19 protein-coding genes and 1 pseudogene are annotated in these 21274 nt (G+C 72.1%); 9 read left to right on the top strand and 11 right to left on the bottom strand.

What is annotated here, in order from left to right:
• Nucleotides 1-197: 197 nt before the first annotated feature.
• Both OG199_RS31780 and OG199_RS31775 read left to right on the top strand, forming a co-directional pair.
• Nucleotides 198-608, top strand: coding sequence for a DUF3099 domain-containing protein (locus OG199_RS31780; RefSeq protein ID WP_356801265.1), 411 nt, complete (start codon nucleotides 198-200; stop codon nucleotides 606-608).
• A gap of 313 nt (nucleotides 609-921) precedes the next feature.
• Nucleotides 922-1164 carry a hypothetical protein gene (locus tag OG199_RS31775; RefSeq protein WP_356801267.1) on the top strand — a complete coding sequence of 81 codons (243 nt, stop codon included), beginning with the start codon at nucleotides 922-924 and terminating at the stop codon, nucleotides 1162-1164.
• A 20-nt stretch (nucleotides 1165-1184) separates the two neighbouring features.
• Here OG199_RS31775 and moaA read toward each other — a convergent pair whose 3' ends face one another.
• The 3 genes from moaA to OG199_RS31760 form a co-directional block, all read right to left on the bottom strand.
• On the bottom strand, nucleotides 1185-2174 hold the full coding sequence (gene moaA, locus OG199_RS31770) for a GTP 3',8-cyclase MoaA (RefSeq protein WP_356801269.1): 990 nt from the start codon (nucleotides 2172-2174) through the stop codon (nucleotides 1185-1187).
• A 146-nt stretch (nucleotides 2175-2320) separates the two neighbouring features.
• Nucleotides 2321-3943: a cation acetate symporter gene (locus tag OG199_RS31765; protein WP_356801271.1), complete on the bottom strand. Its 1623-nt coding sequence runs from the start codon at nucleotides 3941-3943 to the stop codon at nucleotides 2321-2323.
• Complete coding sequence (locus OG199_RS31760; RefSeq protein WP_356801273.1) at nucleotides 3940-4296, bottom strand: DUF485 domain-containing protein; 357 nt, start codon at nucleotides 4294-4296, stop codon at nucleotides 3940-3942. The genes OG199_RS31765 and OG199_RS31760 overlap by 4 nt, the downstream gene beginning before the upstream one ends.
• Before the next feature lie 391 nt (nucleotides 4297-4687).
• Here OG199_RS31760 and OG199_RS31755 point away from each other — a divergent pair, with 391 nt between their 5' ends.
• Complete coding sequence (locus OG199_RS31755; RefSeq protein ID WP_356801274.1) at nucleotides 4688-6214, top strand: S8 family serine peptidase; 1527 nt, start codon at nucleotides 4688-4690, stop codon at nucleotides 6212-6214.
• A gap of 242 nt (nucleotides 6215-6456) precedes the next feature.
• Nucleotides 6457-7854, top strand: coding sequence for a CoA transferase (locus tag OG199_RS31750; RefSeq protein WP_405832365.1), 1398 nt, complete (start codon nucleotides 6457-6459; stop codon nucleotides 7852-7854).
• Between the two features lie 354 nt (nucleotides 7855-8208).
• Here the strand turns inward: OG199_RS31750 and OG199_RS31745 are convergent, their stop codons facing one another.
• From OG199_RS31745 to OG199_RS31710, 8 genes and pseudogenes are all read right to left on the bottom strand, one after another.
• Entirely contained in the window at nucleotides 8209-9258 is a 1050-nt protein-coding gene (locus OG199_RS31745) for a zinc-dependent alcohol dehydrogenase family protein (protein WP_266698145.1), read from the bottom strand.
• Between the two features lie 42 nt (nucleotides 9259-9300).
• A complete protein-coding gene (locus OG199_RS31740) occupies nucleotides 9301-9987 on the bottom strand; it encodes a lysoplasmalogenase (protein WP_405832363.1) in 687 nt (228 codons plus the stop codon).
• Nucleotides 9984-10856, bottom strand: coding sequence for a sterol desaturase family protein (locus OG199_RS31735; protein ID WP_356801279.1), 873 nt, complete (start codon nucleotides 10854-10856; stop codon nucleotides 9984-9986). Before OG199_RS31735 ends, OG199_RS31740 begins: the two co-directional genes overlap by 4 nt.
• Before the next feature lie 169 nt (nucleotides 10857-11025).
• On the bottom strand, nucleotides 11026-11736 hold the full coding sequence (locus OG199_RS31730) for a VIT family protein (RefSeq protein WP_356801281.1): 711 nt from the start codon (nucleotides 11734-11736) through the stop codon (nucleotides 11026-11028).
• 24 nt (nucleotides 11737-11760) lie between these two features.
• The gene (locus OG199_RS31725; protein ID WP_405832361.1) at nucleotides 11761-13026 is read right to left on the bottom strand and encodes an amidohydrolase family protein; all 1266 of its coding nucleotides are present in this window, start codon (nucleotides 13024-13026) and stop codon (nucleotides 11761-11763) included.
• Nucleotides 13023-14304: pseudogene (locus OG199_RS31720) on the bottom strand (amidohydrolase family protein). The gene OG199_RS31725 and the pseudogene OG199_RS31720 overlap by 4 nt, the downstream one beginning before the upstream one ends.
• A gap of 11 nt (nucleotides 14305-14315) precedes the next feature.
• Nucleotides 14316-15200, bottom strand: a complete 885-nt coding sequence (locus OG199_RS31715) for an SDR family NAD(P)-dependent oxidoreductase (RefSeq protein ID WP_405832359.1) — start codon at nucleotides 15198-15200, stop codon at nucleotides 14316-14318.
• Complete coding sequence (locus tag OG199_RS31710; protein ID WP_405832357.1) at nucleotides 15200-15997, bottom strand: acetoacetate decarboxylase family protein; 798 nt, start codon at nucleotides 15995-15997, stop codon at nucleotides 15200-15202. Before OG199_RS31710 ends, OG199_RS31715 begins: the two co-directional genes overlap by 1 nt.
• Nucleotides 15998-16096: 99 nt before the next feature.
• On the opposite strand from OG199_RS31710, the gene OG199_RS31705 reads away from it, so the two are divergent.
• From OG199_RS31705 to OG199_RS31685, 5 genes are all read left to right on the top strand, one after another.
• On the top strand, nucleotides 16097-16714 hold the full coding sequence (locus OG199_RS31705; protein WP_356801288.1) for a TetR family transcriptional regulator: 618 nt from the start codon (nucleotides 16097-16099) through the stop codon (nucleotides 16712-16714).
• A 75-nt stretch (nucleotides 16715-16789) separates the two neighbouring features.
• Entirely contained in the window at nucleotides 16790-17830 is a 1041-nt protein-coding gene (locus OG199_RS31700) for a DEDDh family exonuclease (protein ID WP_356801289.1), read from the top strand.
• Nucleotides 17831-18121: 291 nt separating this feature from the next.
• Nucleotides 18122-18355 (top strand): hypothetical protein, encoded by a 234-nt coding sequence (locus OG199_RS31695; protein WP_266698156.1) that lies wholly within the window; start codon nucleotides 18122-18124, stop codon nucleotides 18353-18355.
• A 67-nt stretch (nucleotides 18356-18422) separates the two neighbouring features.
• Entirely contained in the window at nucleotides 18423-19214 is a 792-nt protein-coding gene (locus tag OG199_RS31690) for an SURF1 family protein (RefSeq protein ID WP_405832354.1), read from the top strand.
• Between the two features lie 234 nt (nucleotides 19215-19448).
• Nucleotides 19449-21263 (top strand): glycoside hydrolase family 15 protein, encoded by a 1815-nt coding sequence (locus tag OG199_RS31685; RefSeq protein ID WP_405832352.1) that lies wholly within the window; start codon nucleotides 19449-19451, stop codon nucleotides 21261-21263.
• The last annotated feature ends 11 nt before the right edge of the window (nucleotides 21264-21274 follow it).

The raw sequence follows: 21274 nt of genomic DNA, 5'->3' as shown, positions 1-21274 counted from the left end.
TCGGTCCGGCCGTCGTACGCCGCATGTCGGGCTCGGCCATACGCGCGACGGCGCATCAGGTCCCCTCGGACCGGACCCGCCCCGGTCTCGAAGGCGACGCAGTCGCGGCGTAACGTAGAACCTGTTCGGGCCCGCTCCCTGACCGGGTCCGCGCGGGTACGGGCCGGGGAGAGTCCGACACAGGCAGGTGGTGGCACATGCTGCGGAAGCAGAGCGGCGGTCAGGTCTTCCGGATCACCGGGGCCAGGCAGGGGCTCGACGAGGATGTCCGCGGCAGACAGCGCCGTTACATCATCTCGATGTCCGTCCGCACCCTCTCCGTGATCCTCGCCGCCACCCTCTGGAACGTCGAGCGGCACGTCGCGCTCGTCGCGCTGGTGCTCGGGATCCTGCTCCCCTACGTCGCCGTGGTGATCGCCAACGCGGGCCGCGAGAACGCTCCGTCGCTCCCCTCCACCTTCGTCACCCTCCCCGGCCCGGCGATGATCTCCCCGCCCCGGCCGGACGCCTTCGCGAAGCCGGTCCCGGAGGATGTCGCCGCCGACGCCGGGGCGGGACCGGGGGCCGCCCGCACGAGCGCGCAGGACTCCGAATCGCCCCACGCCTGACCACGGACGATCCGCCGGAAACGGAATCCGGCCGCGCGCCAAGCTCAAGAAAAGCTCAGATCAATCATGTTGTTCCGGTGCCGGGCAGCGGGTTACCCGTGACATACTTCGTACGCGCTCCGCATCCCCCGTCGGAGCGACAGACCGACGCCGGGCAGCTCCCCCCGTGGCTGCTCGGCGTCGCCTTTTGGGAGCCGTTCCGGGACCGGATCAGGGTCCGCTCGAAGGCCGGACGAAGTCCGGTCGAGAACCGGTTTCCGGCCCTCCCCGGGGCTCGTTCGGAGCGGGTCTCGAAGCCGCCTAGGGTTGAGGCGTGAACTTCCCGCTCTTCGACCCGTCGCCCGCTCCCACCACTCCGCAGTGCTCCGCCAAGGCCTGTCGCGCCGACGCGGTGTGGGTGCTCGCCTGGAACAACCCGAAGCTGCACACCCCGGAGCGCCGCAAGACATGGCTCGCGTGCGACGAGCACCGCGAGCATCTGTCCCAGTTCCTCGGCGTGCGGGGGTTCCTGAAGGACGTGGTCCCGCTGGCCGACTGGGTGGCCCCCGGCGCCTGAACGCTCCCCCGGCGTCTGTCTCAGCCGCCGATCGCCGACATCGGGCGCTCCGGCTGGAGGAACGACGGGTCGTCCAGGCCCGAGCCCGCCTTCTTGCCCCACATCGCCAGCCGCCAGACGCGGGCGATCTCCTCGTCGGGAGCCTCCGAACGCAGCGCGGCGCGCAGGTCGGTCTCCTCGGTGGCGAACAGACACGTGCGTATCTGACCGTCGGCCGTCAGACGCGTACGGTCGCAGGCGGCGCAGAACGGGCGGGTGACGGAGGCGATCACACCCACGCGGTGCGGGCCGCCGTCGACGAGCCAGCGCTCGGCCGGGGCGGAACCGCGCTCGCCGGCCCCCTCCTCGGCGAGCTCGAAGCGCGTACGCAGCGAGTCGAGGATGTCGCCGGCGGTGACCATGCCCTCGCGTTTCCAGCCGTGCTGGGCGTCGAGGGGCATCTGCTCGATGAAACGCAGCTCGTAGTCGTGCGCGACGGCCCAGGCGAGCAGGTCCGGGGCCTCGTCCTCGTTCAGGCCCGGCATCAGGACGGTGTTGACCTTGACCGGGGTCAGGCCCGCGTCGCGGGCGGCTTCGAGGCCCGCGACGACGTCGTGGTGGCGGTCCCGGCGGGTGAGGGTCTTGAAGACCTCGGGGCGCAGCGTGTCCAGTGACACGTTCACCCGGTCCAGTCCCGCCGCCTTCAGGGCGGCGGCGGTTCGCTTGAGGCCGATGCCGTTGGTGGTCAGGGACATCCGCGGGCGGGGCGTCAGGGCGGCGACCCGCTCCACGATGCCGACCAGGCCGGGGCGCAGCAGGGGCTCACCGCCGGTGAAGCGGACCTCGGTGATGCCCAGCCGGGTGACGGCGATCCCGATGAGGCGGACGATCTCGTCGTCCGTGAGCAGGTCCGGCTTGGACAGCCACTGCAGGCCCTCTTCGGGCATGCAGTACGTGCATCTCAGATTGCACTTGTCCGTCAGGGAGACGCGCAGGTCGGTGGCTACCCGGCCGTAGGTGTCGATGAGCATGTGGGCCCCCTCCCTCGATGCGGATGATCCTTACCCGACACGATCGAGCCTACGGGACGGGACGGACATCCAGAGCGGCCGGATCCCACGAGGTACGACGCGGCCGCGTCGTAGGGATCTACGACGCGGCCGTCGGCCAGGGGGCGTCAGTGCGCTCCGGTGCCCGTCAGGGAGCGGACCTCCAGCTCGGCGTACTTGCCGGTGTCGGGCTCCTCCTTGGACAGCAGGGTGCCCAGCCAGCCCAGCAGGAAGCCGACCGGGATCGAGATGATGCCGGGGTTCTCCAGCGGGAACCAGTGGAAGTCGACGTCCGGGAACATCGAGGTGGGCTTGCCGGAGACGACGGGCGAGAACAGCACCAGGCCGACCGCCGTGACCAGACCGCCGTAGATCGACCAGAGGGCGCCCGGGGTGGTGAACCGCTTCCAGAAGAGGCTGAAGAGGATCGTCGGCAGGTTGGCGGACGCGGCGACCGCGAAGGCGAGGGCGACCAGGCCGGCCACGTTGAGGTCGCGGGCGAGGGCGCCCAGGAGGATGGACACGGCGCCGATGCCGACCGTCGCGTACCGGGCCGCCCTGATCTCGTCCTTCTCGTCGGCCTTCCCCTTCTTGATGACGTTCGCGTAGATGTCGTGCGCGAACGACGAGGAGGAGGCCAGCGTCAGGCCCGCGACGACCGCGAGGATCGTGGCGAAGGCGACGGCGGAGATGGAGGCGAGCAGGATGGCGCCCCAGTCGGAGTCGACGCCTCCCAGGTGCAGCGCCAGCAGGGGCGCGGCCGTGTTGCCCGCCTTGTTGGAGGCGATGATCTCGTCGGGTTTGATCAGCGCGGCGGCGCCGAAGCCTAGGGCGAGGGTCATCAGGTAGAAGGCGCCGATGAGGCCGATCGCCCAGTTCACGGACTTCCGCGCAGTCTTGGCCGTGGGCACGGTGTAGAAGCGGATCAGGATGTGCGGAAGGCCGGCGGTGCCCAGGACCAGGGCCAGGCCGAGGGAGAGGAAGTCCAGCTTGGTCGTGGAGGTGGCGCCGTACTTCAGGCCGGGCTCCAGGAAGGGCGCGCCCTTGCCGCTGTTGTCGGCCGCCTTGCCGAGCAGGTCGGAGATGTTGAAGTTGAACTTCAGCAGGACCAGGAAGGTGAGCAGCAGCGCGCCGATGATCAGCAGGACGGCCTTGACCATCTGCACCCAGGTGGTGCCCTTCATGCCGCCGATGGTCACGTACACGATCATCAGGACGCCGACGAGGGCGACGATGGCGACCTTGCCGCCGTCGCTGGTGATCCCGAGGAGCAGGGAGACCAGGACTCCCGCGCCCGCCATCTGGGCCAGCAGGTAGAAGATCGACACGACGATCGTGGAGGTGCCGGCCGCTGTCCGTACCGGGCGCTGGCGCATGCGGTACGCCAGGACGTCGCCCATGGTGTAGCGGCCGGAGTTGCGCAGCGGTTCGGCGACCAGGAGCAGGGCCACCAGCCAGGCGACGAGGAAGCCGATGGAGTAGAGGAAGCCGTCGTAGCCGAAGAGGGCGATCGCGCCGGCGATGCCGAGGAACGAGGCCGCGGACATGTAGTCGCCGGAGACGGCCAGTCCGTTCTGGAATCCGGTGAACTGGCGGCCGCCCGCGTAGAAGTCGGCGGCGTCCTTGGTCTGGCGGCCCGCCCAGACGGTGATGACGAGGGTCGCGGCGACGAACACCGAGAACAGGGTGATGATCAGCGGCCGGTGCTGACTTGCTTCACCGGCTGCGAGCAGGGTCGGTACGGAGCTCATGCGCCGCCCTCCATCCGGGACTTGATCGCCTCTGCCTTGGGGTCGAGCTGCGCGGCGGCGTGCCGCGAGTACCACCAGGCGATGAGGAACGTGGTGAGGAACTGGGCGAGCCCGAGGATCAGGGCGACGTTGATGTTGCCGGCCACCTTGGTGCCCATGAAGTCGCCCGCGTAGTTCGAGAGCAGGACGTACAGCAGGTACCAGGCGATGAAGCCGACGGTCAGGGGGAAGGCGAAGGAGCGGTGCGAGCGGCGGAGTTCGGCGAACTCGGCGCTCTGCTGCACCTCCGCGAACTCCTCGGTCGAGGGCAGCCCGGGATCGGCCTTCGAGGGGGGCGGTGCGTCGGTAGCCACGGAGTCTCCTCGCGTTGCGGGTGCGGATGTGACGGTGGACGGGGGCGAGTTGGGGCTCGCGGACCGGGACGGGACGGGCACGGACGTTGTGCGAACCTCACAGTGGCACGGGTCACGTTGACCGGGTGGAGACGGTGTGCATCGGGCGTGATCCGCCGGGAGCCCGAGCGGGCTCACGCTCCCGTTCAAGGTCACGGCGCCGCGCGGAGCCCGGTTCAACTCCCCCGGGTTCTTTCGGAAGTCGACTCCCGCTTGTTTCGTAAGTCATCTCCGGAAATCGTTGCTGGCCAGCTCGGACCGGGGATAACTTCGGCCTGCACCACTCGTCATGTACCTGCCCGAGCGCCCCGTGTGTTCGGGCGGCTTTCGTCCCGGATGATGTGGAGATCCCATGGCTCATCTGCGATCCAGACGCCGGCTCGCCCTCGCGGTACCGGTCGTCCTGTCGCTCACCGCCTCACTCGGCTTCCTGCCGGGCGCCGCGTCGGCCGCACCACTCACCGCGTCCGCCGCCACCCGCGCGGACGGCCCCAATCTGGCGTACGTGGTCAACACCCGGACGGACCACCGCACGATCGCGTCGGTGAAGAAGGCGATCGCCGCGGCCGGCGGCAGTGTCGTCATCGCCTACGAGCAGATCGGCGTGATCGTCGTCCACTCCGCCGACCCGGACTTCGGCCCACGGATCCGCGCCGTACGCGGGGTGCAGTCGGCCGGCGCGACACGGACGGCGCCGCTGGCGGCCGCGGGGACGACGGACGAGGGCGCGGCGAAGGTGCTGTCGGCCGCGGAGGCCGCCAAGGTCTCCCGGAGCGCCGCGGCGGGCCAGGAGCCCCTGGAGGCCGACCAGTGGGACCTGCGCGCGATAGGCGCCGACAAGGCGGCGAGGACCGACCCGGGCAGCAGGAAGGTGACGGTCGCGGTGATCGACGTGGGTGTCGACGACACCCACCCGGACATCGCCCCGAACTTCTCCGCCTCCCAGTCCGCGAACTGCGTGGGCGGCAAACCGGACACCACGTACGGCGCCTGGCGCCCGGTGGACGCCGACCACTACCACGGCACGCATGTCGCGGGTGAGATCGCCGCGGCCCGCAACGGCGTCGGGGTCGCGGGCGTCGCGCCGGGTGTGAAGGTCTCGGGCATCACGGTGGCCGAGCCGGACTCCACCCAGTTGTTCTACCCGGAGAGCGTCGTCTGCGCCTTCGTGTTCGCCGCCGATCACGGCGTGGAGATCACCAACAACAGCTACTACGTGGACCCGTGGCTCTACAACTGCCTGGACGACCCCGACCAGCGGGCGATCGTCGACGCGGTCAACCGGGCCCAGCTGTACGCCCAGCGGAAGGGCACGCTCAACGTCGCCGCGGCGGGCAACTCCAACGACGACCTCGACGCGGACGCGCTCGCCGACGCGTCCAGCCCAGACGACTCGACGCCCGTCCCCCGCACCGTCGACCCGCACACCTGCTTCGACGTGCCGACCCAGCTGCCGGGTGTCGTCACGGTGAGTTCGACCGGTGTCACCGGAGCCAAGTCGTACTTCTCCAGCTACGGCAAGGGCGTCATCGACGTCGCGGCGCCCGGCGGTGACAGGTTCCAGATCCCGGACACGCCGTCGAAGGACGGCCGCATCCTGTCCACCCTGCCGAACAACCAGTACGGCTTCCTGCAGGGCACCTCGATGGCGACACCGCACGTCGCGGGCGTGGCCGCGCTGCTGAAGTCCAAGTACCCCTGGGCCGGCCCGGCCACCCTCCAGAAGCTCCTGAAGGCCGAGGCGGACAACCCCGGTTGCCCGACCGGCCCGTACGACGGGAACGGCGACGGCGTCGTCGACGCCACCTGCGTCGGCAACAAGCACCTGAACGGTTTCTACGGAGCCGGGATCGTCAACGCGCTGCGAGCGGTCAGGTAGCCCGGATCCGGGACCCGAGGCCTCCGGCACACCCGTCGAGATGACGAACGTGCCGGTGCCACAGGCGTGATGACGACGCCTCACCCGCGCCGCCGGTGCCATGGCCCTCCGCCGAGGACGGCCGTGGCACCGGGTCGGAAGCGGTCGGTGAAAAGGTACTCACCGGAGTCGACGGCGACGGTGACGGTGACGGCGAGGACAGCGGCGCCGGCCGTGCGGAACCCGTCTGGCACAGTGCCCGTATGACGCGACCGGCTGGTGGTACGGAGTTCGTGTGGGCGGCACTGGGCGGGGACCCGGCGCTGTTGTCCCGGCTGTCGACGGTCGTCCGGGCGGGGACGCTCGACGCCCGGTTGCTCGTACGGGAGTTGGCGCGGGCGTGCGTGGGGGCGTGCGCGCTCGCGGGTGCCGAGCTGACCGCGGTCCGCACCGGAGGGAACGTTCCCGGGGTACGGGTCGACGACGGTGCCGTCGCCACCGCGTTCGTCAGCGAGCGGCATCTGCTCGTCGACGGACGGGCGCCCGTGAACTTCGCGCCGCTGTCCCGGTTCTGGCGGACCGCCGACGGCTGGGTGCGCACACACGCCAACTATCCCCACCACCGGGCGCGGCTCCTCGATGCCTTGGGGCTGCGCAGCGACGCGTCCGTGGACACGGTCGCCGCCTGCCTGGCCGAGCGTTCCGCCCCGGAGGTGGAGGACACCGTGTACGCGGCCGGGGGCCTGGCCGTCGCCCTGCGCACGGCCGCGGAGTGGGCGGCGCACGAACAGGGGGCGGCCGTCGCGCGCCACCCCCTGCTGAGCCGGGAGTCCGTCGCCGAGGCGGACCGGTCCGCGCCGCGCACGCCGACCCGGCTCTCCGGTGGTCCGCTGCGGCCCGCGGCCGGCGTGCGCGTGCTGGACCTCACCCGGGTCATCGCGGGCCCGGTCGCCACCCGCACCCTCGCCCTGCTGGGCGCCGACGTCCTGCGCGTGGACACACCACGGCTGCCCGAGGACCCCGACGCGCACGCCGACACGGGCTTCGGGAAACGTTCCACGAAGCTCGACCTGAGCGTGCGCGCGGACCGCCGCACCTTCGAGGACCTGCTCGCCGAGGCCGATGTCGTGGTCACCGGGTACCGGCCCGGCGCCCTCGACCGCTTCGCGCTCACGCCGGAGGCACTGGCCGTGCGGCGGCCCGGACTGGTGGTGGCGCAGTTGTCGGCCTGGGGCGGGTACGGGCCGTGGTCCGGACGGCGGGGCTTCGACAGTCTGGTGCAGGTCGCCACCGGGATCGCGGCGATCGAGGGGTCCGTCGAGCGGCCGGGTGCGCTGCCCGCGCAGGCCCTCGACCACGGCACGGGGTATCTGCTGGCCGCCGCGGTGCTCCGGTCGCTCACCGAGCGGTCCCGGGAGGGCGGGACGCGACTCGTCCGGCTGTCACTCGCCCGGACCGCCGCGTGGCTGGTCGGTGGGCTCGCGCGCCCGGCCGAGGAGCACCCGAAGGCCCCGTACGACCCGGGCCCCTGGCTCGCCGAGACCGACAGCGACCTGGGCCGGCTCAAGTACGCCAGGACGCCGGTGTCCTTCACCGGCGGGCCGGCCGACTGGGAGCGGCCACCGGGGCGTTGGGGGACGGACGCGGCCCGGTGGGCCTGAGCCGCCGGGCCGGTCGGAGCGCCGGCCGCGCCGGGAGAGCGTGAGAGAGGGCCCGTCCAGGCACGTATCCGGCGGCGGAATGCCGAACCACCGCTCGTTTCCTCGCACTTGCCCGGGTCTGTGCCGGCTGGCGAAGATCTCGGGGTGACCTCGACACGACCGACGGCCGAGGCGGCGGGCGCGAGTGGTCCGGCACGGCGCCCCGCAGCCGGACGGGCCGTGACCCTGCTCTCCCTGGTGGCCCTCGCCGCCCTGATCCCCCTGCTCGGCCCGCGCCCCGCGCTGGACGGCACCGGCGAGGCCGCGTTCCCCGGGGTCGGCGGCATCGCCCCGCTGCCGGCAGCCTTCGGACCGTCAGCAGCCGTTGGTGACAAGCACCTTGAGGGCGGTGCGCTCGTCCATCGCCTTGTAGCCCTCGGGCACGCCCTCCAGGTCGACGGTCCGGTCGAAGACCGGCGACGGGTCGATGGTGCCGTCCAGGACGTCGGGCAGCAGCTCCGGGATGTACGCGCGCACCGGTGCGACACCGCCGCGCAGCGCGATGTTCCGGTCGAACATGACGCCCAGGTCCAGGCCCGTGCCACTGCCGTGCGGCACTCCGACGAAGCCGATGGCGCCGCCGTCGCGGGTGATGTTCACGGCCGTCCGCATGGACTGCTCGGTGCCGACCGCCTCCACGACGGCGTGCGCGCCCTGTCCCCGGGTCAGCTCGCGCACGGCCTCGACGGCCGCCTCGCCACGCTCGGCGACGACGTCCGTGGCACCGAAGCGGCGCGCGATGTCCGTACGCACCTCGTGGCGTCCGAGTGCGATGATCCGCTCGGCGCCGAGCCGCTTGGCGGCCAGGACGGCGCACAGGCCCACGGCGCCGTCCCCGACGACCGCGACGGTGGCGCCCTTGCGGGCCCCCGCGCCGAGGGCAGCGTGGTGGCCGGTGCCCATGACGTCGGACAGCGTCAGCAGTGCCGACAGCAGACGGTCGTCGGAGGCCGCCTCCTTGGGCAGCTGGACGAGGGTGCCGTCGGCGAAGGGGACCCGCACGGCCTCGCCCTGCCCGCCGTCGTAGCCCACGGCGCCCCAGAATCCGCCGTGCTCGCACGAGGTGGTGAGCCCCTCGCGGCAGTAGTCGCAGACGCCGTCGGACCACATGAAGGGCGCGACGACCAGGTCACCGCGCCGCACACCGGTCACGTCGGAGCCGGCCTCCTCGACGATGCCGAGGAACTCGTGCCCGATCCGCTGCCCCGGCTTGCGCGCCGCCTCACCGCGGTAGGCCCACAGGTCACTGCCGCAGATGCAGGACCGCAGCACCCGGACGACCGCGTCGGTCGGCAACTGCACCACGGGCTCGGGCACGTCCTCCACGCGCATGTCGTAAGGGGCGTGGATGGTGGTGGCGCGCATGACGAGGATCCTTCTCGGCTGATCGGCTGGGGTGAGATGCGCTCAGGGGGTGGTTGAGCGCATCTCACCGTACGCCGCCCTCGGCGCGGGCCGCGCGCCGAGGGTGTTCGGTACTCCGCTGACCAGCAGGAACTGGGCGGCGGCATAGGTCGACATGATCCAGAAATCCGGTCTCGGCAGCTGCGGCCAGTCGGCGACGCCGGTGGCGATGAGCGTGTCCGAGAGCATGAAGAGCGCCCCGCCGGCGGCCGCGAGGCGTCCGAGTCCGGTGGCGCCGTACGCCATCGCGGTCAGCAGCAGGCTGTAGCCCGCGACGGGGATCCGGAGACCGGCGGGCAGGCCTGCCCAGAGCAGGGCGACCGTGGCGGTCAGGGCGAGGGCGTAGCCGGCGAGCAGCGCTCCCCGCGCGCGCGTGGCCGGGCGGAGCGCGGCGGCTCTGCGGAAGAGGACGAGGTAGCAGACGTGTCCGGCGGCGAAGGAGGCCATCCCCACCAGGAAGGCCTGGTCGGCGTCGGACAGCAGCAGGACGTCGCCGCCCCAGCCGCAGAGCAGGGCGGCGACCAGGAGCCGCGGTCCGCCGCGGGCGACCGTGTGGGCGGCGAGCAGCGGCATCAGGAGGGGCTTGGCGACGAGGTGCCCCGGTGTGAACCCGGCGGCCAGCGAGACCAGGTCCACGAGGGCCGCCACGCCGAAGGAACCGAGCAGCACGCGCGCGTGCCGTGGGCTCACGCGACGGACTCCGTGACCGGCTCGCGCTCGGCGCGGGCCGGGGCCGGCTGCCAGCCGGGGCCGCGGAACACCCGTCCCGCGCGCTCGCGCCAGCTCGCCGCCGCCCTCAGGTCCCTGGCGATGGCGGCGTACTCGTGGGTGGCGACGCGCAGCGGGTTGTAAGTGGCGATGTTCTTGGTGAGCCCGTAGACGGGCCGCTCGGTCTCGGCGACGAAGGACCCGAAGAGCCGGTCCCACACGATGAGGATCCCGCCGAAGTTCCGGTCGAGGTAGCCGCCCTGCGAGGCGTGGTGCACCCGGTGGTGCGACGGCGTGTTGAAGACGAACTCGAACCAGCGGGGCATCCGGTCGATCCGCTCGGTGTGGATCCAGAACTGGTAGACGAGGTTCGCGGACGAGCAGAACGCGAGCGCCGCCGGGTGCACGCCGAGGGCGATCAGCGGCACGTAGAAGGGCCAGACGGTCCAGGTGGTCCAGGGCTGGCGCAGCGCCGTGGTGAGGTTGAACTTCCGGCTGGAGTGGTGGACGACGTGACAGGCCCACAGGATGCGGATGACGTGGTGCCCGCGGTGCGACCAGTAGTAGAAGAAGTCCTGCCCGAGCAGCATCAGCGGGACGGTCCACCACAGTACGGGCACCCGCAGCGGTGTCAGTTCGTAGATCGCCGTGTAGAGCGCGACGATCGGGATCTTCCACAGGAAGTCGAAGACGAGGCTGCCGAGGCCCATGCCGACGCTGGTGGCGGCGTCCTTCGCCTCGTATCCCGCGTCCTCCTCGTCCGGATGGATCCTGACGCTCACGATCTCGATCACGGTGAGCAGCACGAAGGCGGGTATCGACCACAGCACGACATCGGGCAGGTTCGGCATGGATGCACCGTAGGACGGCGGATCGGCCACGGCTAGACGTTGTTACCGACAAGTATTACCGGCGGTACGCGCTTGCTTCTTGGTGATCTCCGCCAATGGACGGACGGCGTCGGCAGTTGTGGGCCGGACGCGGAGGTCGCCTTCACCGGCCGTCCACCGCCACGGCCCCTCATGTCCCGGCCGCCCCCAGCAGCACCCCCGCCAGGTACGTGACCCCCATCGCCAGCGCTCCGCCCGCCACGTTCCGCAGAACGGCGTGGCGCGGCTCCGCGGCGCCCAGGCGGGCGCTCACCCAGCCGGTGACGAACAGGGAGGCGAGGACGGAGACCACGGTGACGGGCAGGCGCCAGCCGCTCGGCGGGAGGACGATCGCCAGCAGCGGCAGCAGGGCGCCCACCGTGAAGGACAGGAAGCTCGCCCAGGCCGCGTGCCACGGGTTGGTGAGATCGTCGGGGTCGATGCCGAGCTCCACGTGCGCGTGGGCCCTGAGCGCGTCCCGTTCGGTGAGCTGCTGTGCCGCCTCGCGGGCCACCTCACGCGACAGGCCGCGCTGCTCCAGGAGGTCGGTCAGCTCCTCGAGTTCGGCCTCGGGCTGTTCCCGGAGTTCGCGTCGCTCCGTCGCCAGCGCGGCCTTCTCGGAGTCCAGCTGGGTGGAGACCGAGACGTACTCGCCCGCCGCCATCGACATCGAGCCGGCCAGCAGGCCCGCGAGTCCCGCCGTCAGCAGTGCGTTGCGGTCGTCCGTGGCGCCCGCGACACCGACGACGAGACCCGCGGTGGAGACGATCCCGTCGTTGGCGCCCAGGACCCCGGCCCGCAGCCAGTTCAGCCGCGATCCGAGGGCTCCTTGGTGGGCCTCGTCGTGCGTCGCTTCGGTCACACGGCGAGGATCGCACCCCGCGCGTCACCACACGCGCACCGACCCTCCCTTCGCGAACGCCGGGCTCGTCGCGTCGGCGGGCGGTTCGCCGAGCGGCTCGGCGAGTTCCGCCACCGTCGGCCCCGCCTTGGCCGCGAGCGGGGCGAGACGCTCCAGGTCGAAGCCGTACACCCGGGCCGCGTTGCCGCCGACCATGGCCGCGACCTCCTCCCGCTCCAGGCCCGCGTAGGCGACCCGCAGCCCCTCGCGCGAGTAGGGGTGGGTGCCCTCGTCGTGCGGGTAGTCGCTGCCCCACATGATCTTGTCGAGGCCGATGCGGTCGCGCAGCGGCACCTCGTGCGGGCGCATGAAGCTCGCGCCGACCCAGCAGTTCTCGCGCCAGACCTGGGAGGGCCGCTTGCCCATCGAGTCCCCGAGGCCCGCCCCGAACTTGGCCTCGGCGGTGGACGCCTTCGTGCCGGCGGCGACCAGTCGCCCGTGGTAGTAGTCCAGCATGTCGAGCACTCCGGGGATCCAGCCCGAACCCTGCTCGGTCAGCACCAGTTTCAGACCGGGGTGCCTGCGGAACGCGCCGCCGAACACCAGGTGCCACAGCGCCCGGTGCGAGAACCATGTCGTCTCCACCATGAAGACCGCCCGTGCGGCCGGCTCGTCGCCCAGTGGCGGCGACGCGGAACCCGCGTGGTGGTTCACGGGGACGCCCAGCTCGGCGCAGGCCGCCCAGATCGGGTCGTACGCCGTCGAGTGCAGCTCGGGCAGGCCCGACCCCGGGGGCGTGCCGGGCAGCAGGACACCGCCCGTGAGCCCCGCGCCGGCCGCGCGGCGGATCTCCCGCACCGCCTCGTCGACGTCGTTCAGGAGGATCTGGAACACACCCGCCCGGCGACCCGGCGCGGCCGCGCAGAAGTCCGCCAGCCAGCGGTTGTGGGCGCGCAGCCCGGCCCACCGCTGGGCGAACTCCCGTGCCGTGGGCGCCGGTGCCGTCAGGGACGCCGACGGGAAGAAGGGCGGGATGGTGTTCGGGAAGACGACCTCCGCGACGATCCCGTCCCGCTCGAGTTCCGCGAGGCGCCGCTCGGAGTTCCAGTTCCTGTCCGCGGTGTCGGCGAGCAGGTCCTGGTAGGGGTTGACGTAGGCGGCCGCCCACGCGTCGAACGCCTCGTGGTGCTCCTTCTCCAGGTAGGGCCTGTAGTCGAGGAGATCCGCGCCCGCGTGGCAGTCGGCCGAGATCACCGTGTACCGGTCGTCGTCCGGGGACGGCGCGGGGGTGCCGGGGGCCGGTGGGGTCACGGGGTGGCCCCCAGTACGGGGAAGTCGTGGTCCGTGAGCCAGTGGCGGCCCACTTCGCGGGAGCGTGCCCAGGACGCCGTCACGGCCGCCTGGTCCTCCGACTGGCCGAGGTCGGCCGGGGTCGGGCCGATGCGCCGGGCGAGCGGGGCCAGTTTCGCGGTGTCGAAGCCGAAGACCTCGGCGGCCGCGAGACCGAGCATGCGGCGGGTCTCCGCCACCGGGATGTCGTGGAACGTTCTCGACAGCCACGCGCGCGTGTCGGGCCAGGTGCCCTCGGGATGCGGGAAGTCGCTGCCCCAGAGGATGTTGTCGACGCCGATCTCGTAGCGCTGGGCGAGTTCGCGCCGCTTGGTGTTGGTGGCGCAGACGAACACCTGGCGGTCCAGGTACTCGTGCGGGGCGCGCTTCAGCTCCGCGAAGGGCGACAGCTTCTTGCCGCCGTGCGCGCCGAGGTAGAGGCGGTCCATGAACCAGAGGAGGTTCGGCAGCCACCAGCAGCCCGACTCCGCGACGCCGAACCTGAGGCCCGGGTGCCGCTCGAAGACTCCCGACCACAGCAGGAACCACAGCGGACGCGCCGGCCACCAGGTCACCTCGCTCACGTAGATGCCGAGGTGGTCGCCGTACTCGTGGCGCGGCGCCGCCCCGGAGTGGGTGACCACCGGGAGCCCGCACTCGGCGGCCGCGGCCCACACGGGGTCGTAACGGCGGTCGTGGTAGGGCTCCTTGTCGACCCACATGGCGGGGATCATCAGGGCGCCGAGCCCCCTCCTTGGCGCGGTACACCTCCGCGACGACCCGCTCGGTCTCCGCCGTGACGGGCAGCAGGGCGACCCCGCGGTGCCGTTCGGGGTTCTCGCCCACGAACTCGGCGAGCCAGCGGTTGTGCGCCTGGGCGCCCGCCATGCCGAGTGCCGGGTCCTGGTCGCCGGAGAGACCGAGGCCCACCCCGAAGGGGGCGGCCGTCCGGCTGTCCACGGCGTCGGCGTCCGGGAAGACCACCTCCCCGGCCACCCCGTCGCCGTCCAGCTCCTTCAGGCGCTGCCCGGTGTCCCAACCACCGCGCAGACCCTCCTCGTTGTCCTGGAACCACTTGTCCGCGAACGCCTCGTTGCGGACGCCGAGCCGTGTCATCTCCTCGCGGCGCCGGTCCCGGCCCGCGAGGAACTCGTCGAAATCCCGGTGGAAACGGGAGTCGAGATAGGGCCGGTACTCCTCGGTGGGGAGCCCCGCATGGCAGTCGGAGGAGATGATCAGATAGGGATCCAGGTCGGGCATCGCCCGCCTCCTCAGTCCAGGATGAAGTGTTCGAGGTACGACGGGTCCGCGCGGTCGAGCATCGACTGCGAGCGCGCGCGGATCTGCCGGTCGCTGTGCTCGCTCTCCGGCAGCAGCCAGAAGCGGTCCGCCCCGATGCCGTCCGCCACCAGGTCGGCGACCTCCTCGACCGGTGTGAACCGCACCTCCCGACCCGCCTCCCTCATCGCGGCCTCCCACTGGTCGAGGCCGCGGTACGGGGTCCTGCGCGGCCGTTGCTTCGCGTACCGCGAGGGCCGGTTGCGGTGCGACTCCCACAGCCCGGTACGGAGCATGTACGGCCCGGGGAAGAGCACGGACGCCCCCACGCGCGCCTGCTCCGCCTTCAGATGCGCGTAGAGGGACTCGGTCATCGTCACGACGGCGGCCTTGGTGACGGCGTAGACGGAGGCCGTGGGCAGCGGGGCGATCCCGCCGTCACCGGACGAGGTGTTGACGACGTGACCCGGCTCTCCCCCGGCGATCATCCTCGGCACGAACGCCTGGATGCCGTGGAAGACACCCCAGACGTTGACGGCGAAGGCCCACTTCCAGTCGTTCGGGTCGTGCTCCCACATCCGGCCCTCGGCGCCGGAGCCGACCCCGGCGTTGTTGCACAGGACGTGTACGGCGCCGTACCTCCCGTAGACGTCCTCGGCGAGCGCGACGACCTCCGCGCGCTCCCCGACGTCGACCACGCGCGCGTGCACGTCGGCCCCGTCCTGGCGCAGCCCGCTCGCGGCCTTCTCCAGGGCGCTCTCCTCGATGTCCGCGAGGACCACCTTCAGACCGTCGGCCGCGAACCGCCGCGCCATGGCCAGCCCGATGCCGCTCGCCGCGCCGGTGACGACCGCGACCTGTCCCGCCCGCAGCCGCATCAGACGCTCCCCTCGGGAGGCCCGTCGAGCAGCTGCCGCGGATCGTCGTAGCGCTGGTGGGCGTAGGGCAGCAGGGCCCGCGCGTCGACGCGCTCGACGACCCTGCCCCGCTGGTCGGTGGTCTTCTCACCGAGGGTGATCCCGACGAGCTCACGGACGGGCAGGTCGGCCACCGGGTCGTACATCGACTCGCGCAGGACGACGTCCCCGGTGACGCGCTCCAGCCGGCGCACTCTCTCCTCACGCACGCAGTGCACCAGGACGGGGTCGGCGTCGAAACCCGAACCATCCACCGCGGGCAGGAACTTGAAGTAGAAGTCGGTCTTCCGGGAGGGCTCGGGCAGCGGCAGGTCCCCGCTCACCGCGCCGCGCACCTCGACGAACGCGATGCCGTGCCGGGCGAGCGCGGCGCGCACCACGAGACCGTCCCGCTCGACCGTCACCTCACCGAGCTTCTTGGGCTCGCCGAAGACCTCGCGGCCGCCGGTCAGGGCGCGTTCGTGGGTCATCGGCATCACGAGCGGATACCAGCCCTCGATCCCGTCGTGCGCCGCGGCGACGGCGAACGAGCCGGCGCCCAACGGGTATCCGGGCAGGTCGACCTTGCTGATGTTCACCCGCACCAGGGGCCGCGCGGTGGGTTTGAGCGGGGGCGGCAGAACGGCCGCGACCGCGTCCGGATCGCTCTCCCAGAGGGCCACCACACCGGTGGACCAGATGTCGGGGAGCCTGGCGCTCGCGGCGCGCGCGGCGGCGATCTCCGCCTCGCTCCGCGCGCCGTACCTCACTCGTGCCATGTCGTACCGCCCTTTCCTGATGGGCCGTCAGCTGTAACACAGTTACAGCAGACCTCGCGAAGGGTAAAGAGACGTGCACGAAACGGACTTGGGGGCGCCATGGCGAGACCGGCAGTCAGCCGCGAGGCGGTTCTCGACGCCGCCGGGGCCCTGGTGAAGCTGCACGGCCCGGACGCCCTGACGATGCGCAGGCTCGCGGCCGAACTGGGCACGGCGGTCACCTCGATCTACTGGCACGTCGGCAACCGCGAATCGCTGCTGGACGCACTGGTCGAGCGGACCATGGCCGACCTCGGCGAGATCCGGCCCACCGGGCGCACCCCGGCGGCACGTGTCGTGTCGGTGGCCCGCGCCCTGCGCCGCCAGCTGCGTGCGCATCCGCACCTCATCGCGATGGTGCACGAACGCGGGCTGACGGAACGGATGTTCCTGCCCGCGCAGCAGGCGCTGGTGCGCGAGGTGCACGCGGCGGGGCTGCGGGGCGCGCGCGCCGCCCGGGTCGTCCGGGCCGTGCAGTTCCAGGTCGTCGGTCACGTCCTGGTCGAGCGCAACCGCGAGCGCGCTCCGGCGCAGCGTCCCGGCGAGGAGGAGCTGTGGGGGGCGCGCACCGCCGAGTGCGACCCGGCGCTCGCGCGGGCGCTGGCGGGACCGGTCGACACCGAGCGGCTGTTCACGGCGTCCGTCAAGGCGCTGGTGGCCGGGCTGTTGACGCCGTAGGAGGCGGGCCGGCCACGGCGGGCGCGCGGAGTCCGGGGGCGAGGCTGTCGGTCGTGGCCCGTATCCTCAATGACCATGCTCGAAGACCTGACGACCGCAGCGTCCCCAGCCTCCTGGCCGGCCGCGTATCCGCAGGGGTACGCGGTCGTCGACGTGGAGACCACCGGCCTGGCCCGGGACGACCGGATCATCTCGGCCGCCGTCTACCGGCTGGACGCGCGCGGCGAGGTCGAGGACCACTGGTACACGACGGTCAACCCGGAGCGGGACCCGGGCCCGGTGTGGATCCACGGTCTGACGAGCGACGTACTCGAAGGAGCCCCGCTCTTCCAGGACATCGCCGAGGAGTTCGCCGCCCGGCTCGACGGCCGCGTCCTCGTCGCGCACAACGCCGTCTTCGACTGGTCGATGATCGCGCGGGAGTACGCGCGCGCCGAGCGCGAGGCGCCGGTGCGTCAGCGGCTGTGCACCATCGCGCTCTCCAAGGAGCTGGGCCTTCCGCTGCCCAACCACAAGCTGGAGTCGCTGGCCGCGCACTTCGGCGTCGTGCAGCAGCGCGCGCACCACGCGCTGGACGACGCGCGGGTGCTGGCCGAGGCGTTCCGGCCGAGCCTGCGGGCGGCCGCACGCGAGGGGATCCGGCTGCCGCTGCTGGAGTGCCGACCGCTCAAGGAGTGGTCGGAAAGTCCCGCGGCGCCCCGCATCGGGCGGCAGTCCGGCGGGTACGGGGGCGGGTCCTCCGCAGGCGGGTACGGGGGCGGCTACGGGTCCGCGGGAGGCTATCCGTCGGGGAGTTGGCGCCCCTCGCGCAAACGCCCCGCATGCCCCTATCCCAACCCAGGACGTTACGAACCGGGTGAACCGCTCAAGCAGGGCATGCGGGTGGCGTTCTCCGGGGACACGTCCGTCGACCGCGAGCTGCTGGAGGACCGTGCCGTCGAGGCCGGTCTGCATGTGGCGACGAGCCTGTCCCGGCTGACCAGCCTGCTCGTCACGAACGATCCGGACTCCGGCACGTCCAAGGTGGTCAAGGCCCGGCAGTTCGGCACACCGGTGATCGACGAGGCGGCGTTCGGCCAGCTGCTGCGGGACGTGGCAGCGGCGCCGGCCAGGTGACCGGGCACCGCCGGCGCACCCTCGGGCGACCGGCGCACACGGTGGTGACCGGGCGCACGCCGCGGTGGCCGGCGCACGCGCGGGTGACCGGCGACGCACCGGCGACCGATCGACCTGCGGGCGGCCGACCGGCGTACGGGCTGCGGGCGGCCGACCGGCGTACGGGTGACAGACCGACGTACGGGTGACGGACCCGACGCAGGGGTGACAGACCCGACGTACGGGTGATTGGCGCGCGACTCGCCCCGCGCCCGCTCGCCGGTGCCGCGTCGGCCCCGCACCCTGTGGCGCATGGCGAGATGCGAAGTATGCGGCAATGACTACGGCATGACGTTCGAGGTGCACGCGCAGGGCGCGGTGCACGTCTTCGACTGCTTCTCCTGCGCGATCCACCGGATGGCCCCGATCTGCGAGCACTGTCGTGTCCAGATCATCGGCCAGGGGGTCGAGGTCGAGGGCCACTGGTTCTGCGGAGCCCACTGCGCCCGCGCGGAGGGGAGGGTGGGGATCATCGACAAGGTGTGAGCCGGAGCCCGGCCCTCGGCGGGACCCTCCCGTCGAGGGCCGAATCGTGCCGAGTACCGTGAATGGGGTGTACCGCTTCCTGTTGTCCCGGCAGTGGGTGATTCTCACCCTCGTGGCCCTCGCCCTCATCCCGACGATGATCAAGCTGGGCTTCTGGCAGCTGCACCGGCATGAGCACAAGGTCGCGCTGAACGCGGTGATCTCCGCCTCGCTGTCCGCGAAGCCGGTACCCGCCGAGTCGCTCACCGCGCCGGGACGCCTCGTCCCGCACGACGACCTGTACCGCCGGGTGACCGCCAAGGGGACCTACGACACCGCGCACGAGGTCGTCGTACGGCGCCGCACCAACGCGGACGGCGAGGTCGGCTTCCACGTCCTGACCCCCTTCGACCTGGACGACGGCCGGGTGCTGATGGTCAACCGGGGCTGGATCCCGGCGAACGGCGCGCAGACCGCGTTCCCGAGGATCCCGGCGCCCGCGCACGGCGAGGTCACCGTCACCGGCCGGCTGATGCCGGACGAGACGACCGGTGCCAGCGGTATCAAGAACGTCGCGGGGCTGCCCGACCGTCAGGTCATGCTGATCAGCAGCGGGCAGCAGGCGAAGAGCCTCGGCAAGCAGGTCCTGGGCGGCTACATCGAGCAGACCGCGCCCGCCCCCAAGGGTGACTCGCCGGAGCTGCTCCCCGACCCCGAGCACAACGACATCGGCCCGCACATGGCGTACGCGATCCAGTGGTGGCTCTTCTCCGCGGGCGTTCCCGTGGGCTGGGTGGTCCTGGTCCGCCGCGAACGCCGTGAGCGCGCGACGGCCGCCTCCGCCGAGACAGCGCCGGAACCGGCCCCGGCCGCCGTCTAGACCCCGCCGGGAACGGCCCCGGCCGCCGTTCGGACCCTGTTCGGACCCCGCCGAGAACGGCCCCGGCCGCCGTTCGGACCCCGCCGGGAACGGCCCCCGTCCGAGCGGCCGACCGCCCGCGGGACCGTTTCTGCCCGCCCTGCCCCGCGGACGGTCCGCGGCGGAACGTCCCCCGTGTCACCCGGTCGGCCCCCGACCCGATTGGCCCCGGCCCCTGCCGGGAACCCGCCCCACGTGCACCCACGTATCGAGGACTACGCGCTCATCGGGGACGAACAGACGGCCGCACTGGTGGGCCGGGACGGATCGATCGACTGGCTATGCGTGCCACGGTTCGACTCGGCCGCCTGTTTCGCCGCGATGCTCGGCGACGAGAACAACGGCAACTGGCGGATCGCACCCAAGGGGGAGGGCCCCTGTACCCGGCGCGAGTACCGGCGGGACTCCCTGGTGCTCGACTCGGAATGGGAGACGGACGACGGCGCGGTCCGGGTGACCGACTTCATGCCGCAGCGCGACAAGGCCCCCGACCTCATCCGCATCGTGGAAGGCCTCAGCGGCCGCGTCACGGTGCAGAGCACCCTGCGGCTGCGCTTCGACTACGGCTCGGTCGTGCCGTGGATGCGCAAGTCGGACGGTCACCGGGTGGCGGTCGCGGGCCCGGACTCGGTGTGGCTGCGCAGCGAGCCCGAGGTGCGGACCTGGGGCAAGGACTTCCGTACGCTCTCGGAATTCACCGTGGAGGCGGGCGAGAAAGTCGCCTTCGTACTGACCTGGCATCCCTCGCACTGGCCGCGCCCCCCGCTGATCGACCCCTTCGAGGCGCTGCGGTCCAGCGTCTCCGACTGGCAGGAGTGGGCGGCGCGCTGCCGCTACCAGGGCCCCTACCGGGACATCGTGGTCCGCTCCCTGATCACCCTCAAGGCCCTCACCTACGCGCCGACGGGCGGCATCGTGGCGGCCCCCACCACCTCGCTCCCGGAGGAGCTGGGCGGCGTCCGCAACTGGGACTACCGCTACTGCTGGCTGCGCGACTCCACACTCACCCTCGGCGCGCTGCTGGCGGCCGGGTACCACGAGGAGGCCGAGGCCTGGCGCGACTGGCTGCTGCGCGCGGTCGCGGGCGACCCGGCCGACCTGCAGATCATGTACGGGCTCTCCGGCGAGCGCCGGCTGCCCGAGTTCGAACTGCCGTGGCTGCGCGGATTCGCCGGTTCGTACCCGGTGCGGATCGGCAACGAGGCGGTGAAGCAGCTGCAGTTGGACGTGTACGGCGAGGTCATCGACTCGCTCGAACTGGCCCGGCGTTCCGGCCTGCCGTCCAAACCGCACATGTGGCGGCTGCAGTGCGCGCTGATGGACTTCCTGCGGACCGCCTGGCGGCAGCCCGACGAGGGGATCTGGGAAGTGCGCGGTCCCCGTCGGCACTTCGTGTACTCGAAGGTGATGGCCTGGGTGGCCGCCGACCGCGCCGTGCGCTCCCTGGAGGCGGACCCGGGGCTCGCCGGCGACCTGGACGGCTGGCGCGAGATGCGCGACGAGGTGCACAAGGAGGTGTGCGAGCGCGGGTTCGACGCCGAGCGGAACACCTTCACGCAGTCCTACGGTTCACGTGAGCTGGACGCGTCGCTGCTGCTCATCCCGCGCACCGGTTTCCTGCCGCCGGACGACCCGAGGGTCGTCGGCACCATCGACGCGGTCCGCGCGGAACTCGAACGCGACGGCTTCCTGCTGCGCCGCTACAGCGAGGAGGGCACGGACGTCGACGGCCTGCCGGGCGGCGAGGGCGCCTTCCTCGTCTGCTCGTTCTGGCTCGCCGACGCGCTGCAGATGACGGGCCGCACGCAGGAGGCCCACGACCTGTTCGAGCGGCTGATCGGGCTCGCCAACGACGTGGGGCTGCTCGCCGAGGAGTACGACCCCGTGGGACGCCGCCAGCTCGGCAACTTCCCACAGGCCTTCAGCCATCTCGGCCTGGTGGGCACCGCGTTCAACCTGTTCGGGGGCGAGAGCACGGAGACGATGGGAGGGGCCGAACAGACGGACTGACGGGATGGGGG

The sequence above is a fragment of the Streptomyces sp. NBC_01176 genome (genome assembly GCF_045039825.1).
Classification (GTDB): Bacteria; Actinomycetota; Actinomycetes; order Streptomycetales; family Streptomycetaceae; genus Streptomyces.
This window is presented reverse-complemented; position numbering and strand designations above follow the sequence as displayed.

What these genes read in the sequence shown, in the direction of transcription:
- OG199_RS31695 (WP_266698156.1), top strand. Translation starts at nt 18,122, where the DNA reads ATGGCGAGATGCGAAGTATGCGGCAATGACTACGGCATGACGTTCGAG.
- moaA (WP_356801269.1), bottom strand. Translation starts at nt 2,174, where the DNA reads ATGCTCATCGACACCTACGGCCGGGTAGCCACCGACCTGCGCGTCTCC.
- OG199_RS31710 (WP_405832357.1), bottom strand. Translation starts at nt 15,997, where the DNA reads ATGGCACGAGTGAGGTACGGCGCGCGGAGCGAGGCGGAGATCGCCGCC.
- OG199_RS31715 (WP_405832359.1), bottom strand. Translation starts at nt 15,200, where the DNA reads ATGCGGCTGCGGGCGGGACAGGTCGCGGTCGTCACCGGCGCGGCGAGC.
- OG199_RS31745 (WP_266698145.1), bottom strand. Translation starts at nt 9,258, where the DNA reads ATGCGCGCCACCACCATCCACGCCCCTTACGACATGCGCGTGGAGGAC.
- OG199_RS31780 (WP_356801265.1), top strand. Translation starts at nt 198, where the DNA reads ATGCTGCGGAAGCAGAGCGGCGGTCAGGTCTTCCGGATCACCGGGGCC.
- OG199_RS31735 (WP_356801279.1), bottom strand. Translation starts at nt 10,856, where the DNA reads ATGCCGAACCTGCCCGATGTCGTGCTGTGGTCGATACCCGCCTTCGTG.
- OG199_RS31765 (WP_356801271.1), bottom strand. Translation starts at nt 3,943, where the DNA reads ATGAGCTCCGTACCGACCCTGCTCGCAGCCGGTGAAGCAAGTCAGCAC.
- OG199_RS31755 (WP_356801274.1), top strand. Translation starts at nt 4,688, where the DNA reads ATGGCTCATCTGCGATCCAGACGCCGGCTCGCCCTCGCGGTACCGGTC.
- OG199_RS31750 (WP_405832365.1), top strand. Translation starts at nt 6,457, where the DNA reads ATGACGCGACCGGCTGGTGGTACGGAGTTCGTGTGGGCGGCACTGGGC.
- OG199_RS31705 (WP_356801288.1), top strand. Translation starts at nt 16,097, where the DNA reads ATGGCGAGACCGGCAGTCAGCCGCGAGGCGGTTCTCGACGCCGCCGGG.
- OG199_RS31700 (WP_356801289.1), top strand. Translation starts at nt 16,790, where the DNA reads ATGCTCGAAGACCTGACGACCGCAGCGTCCCCAGCCTCCTGGCCGGCC.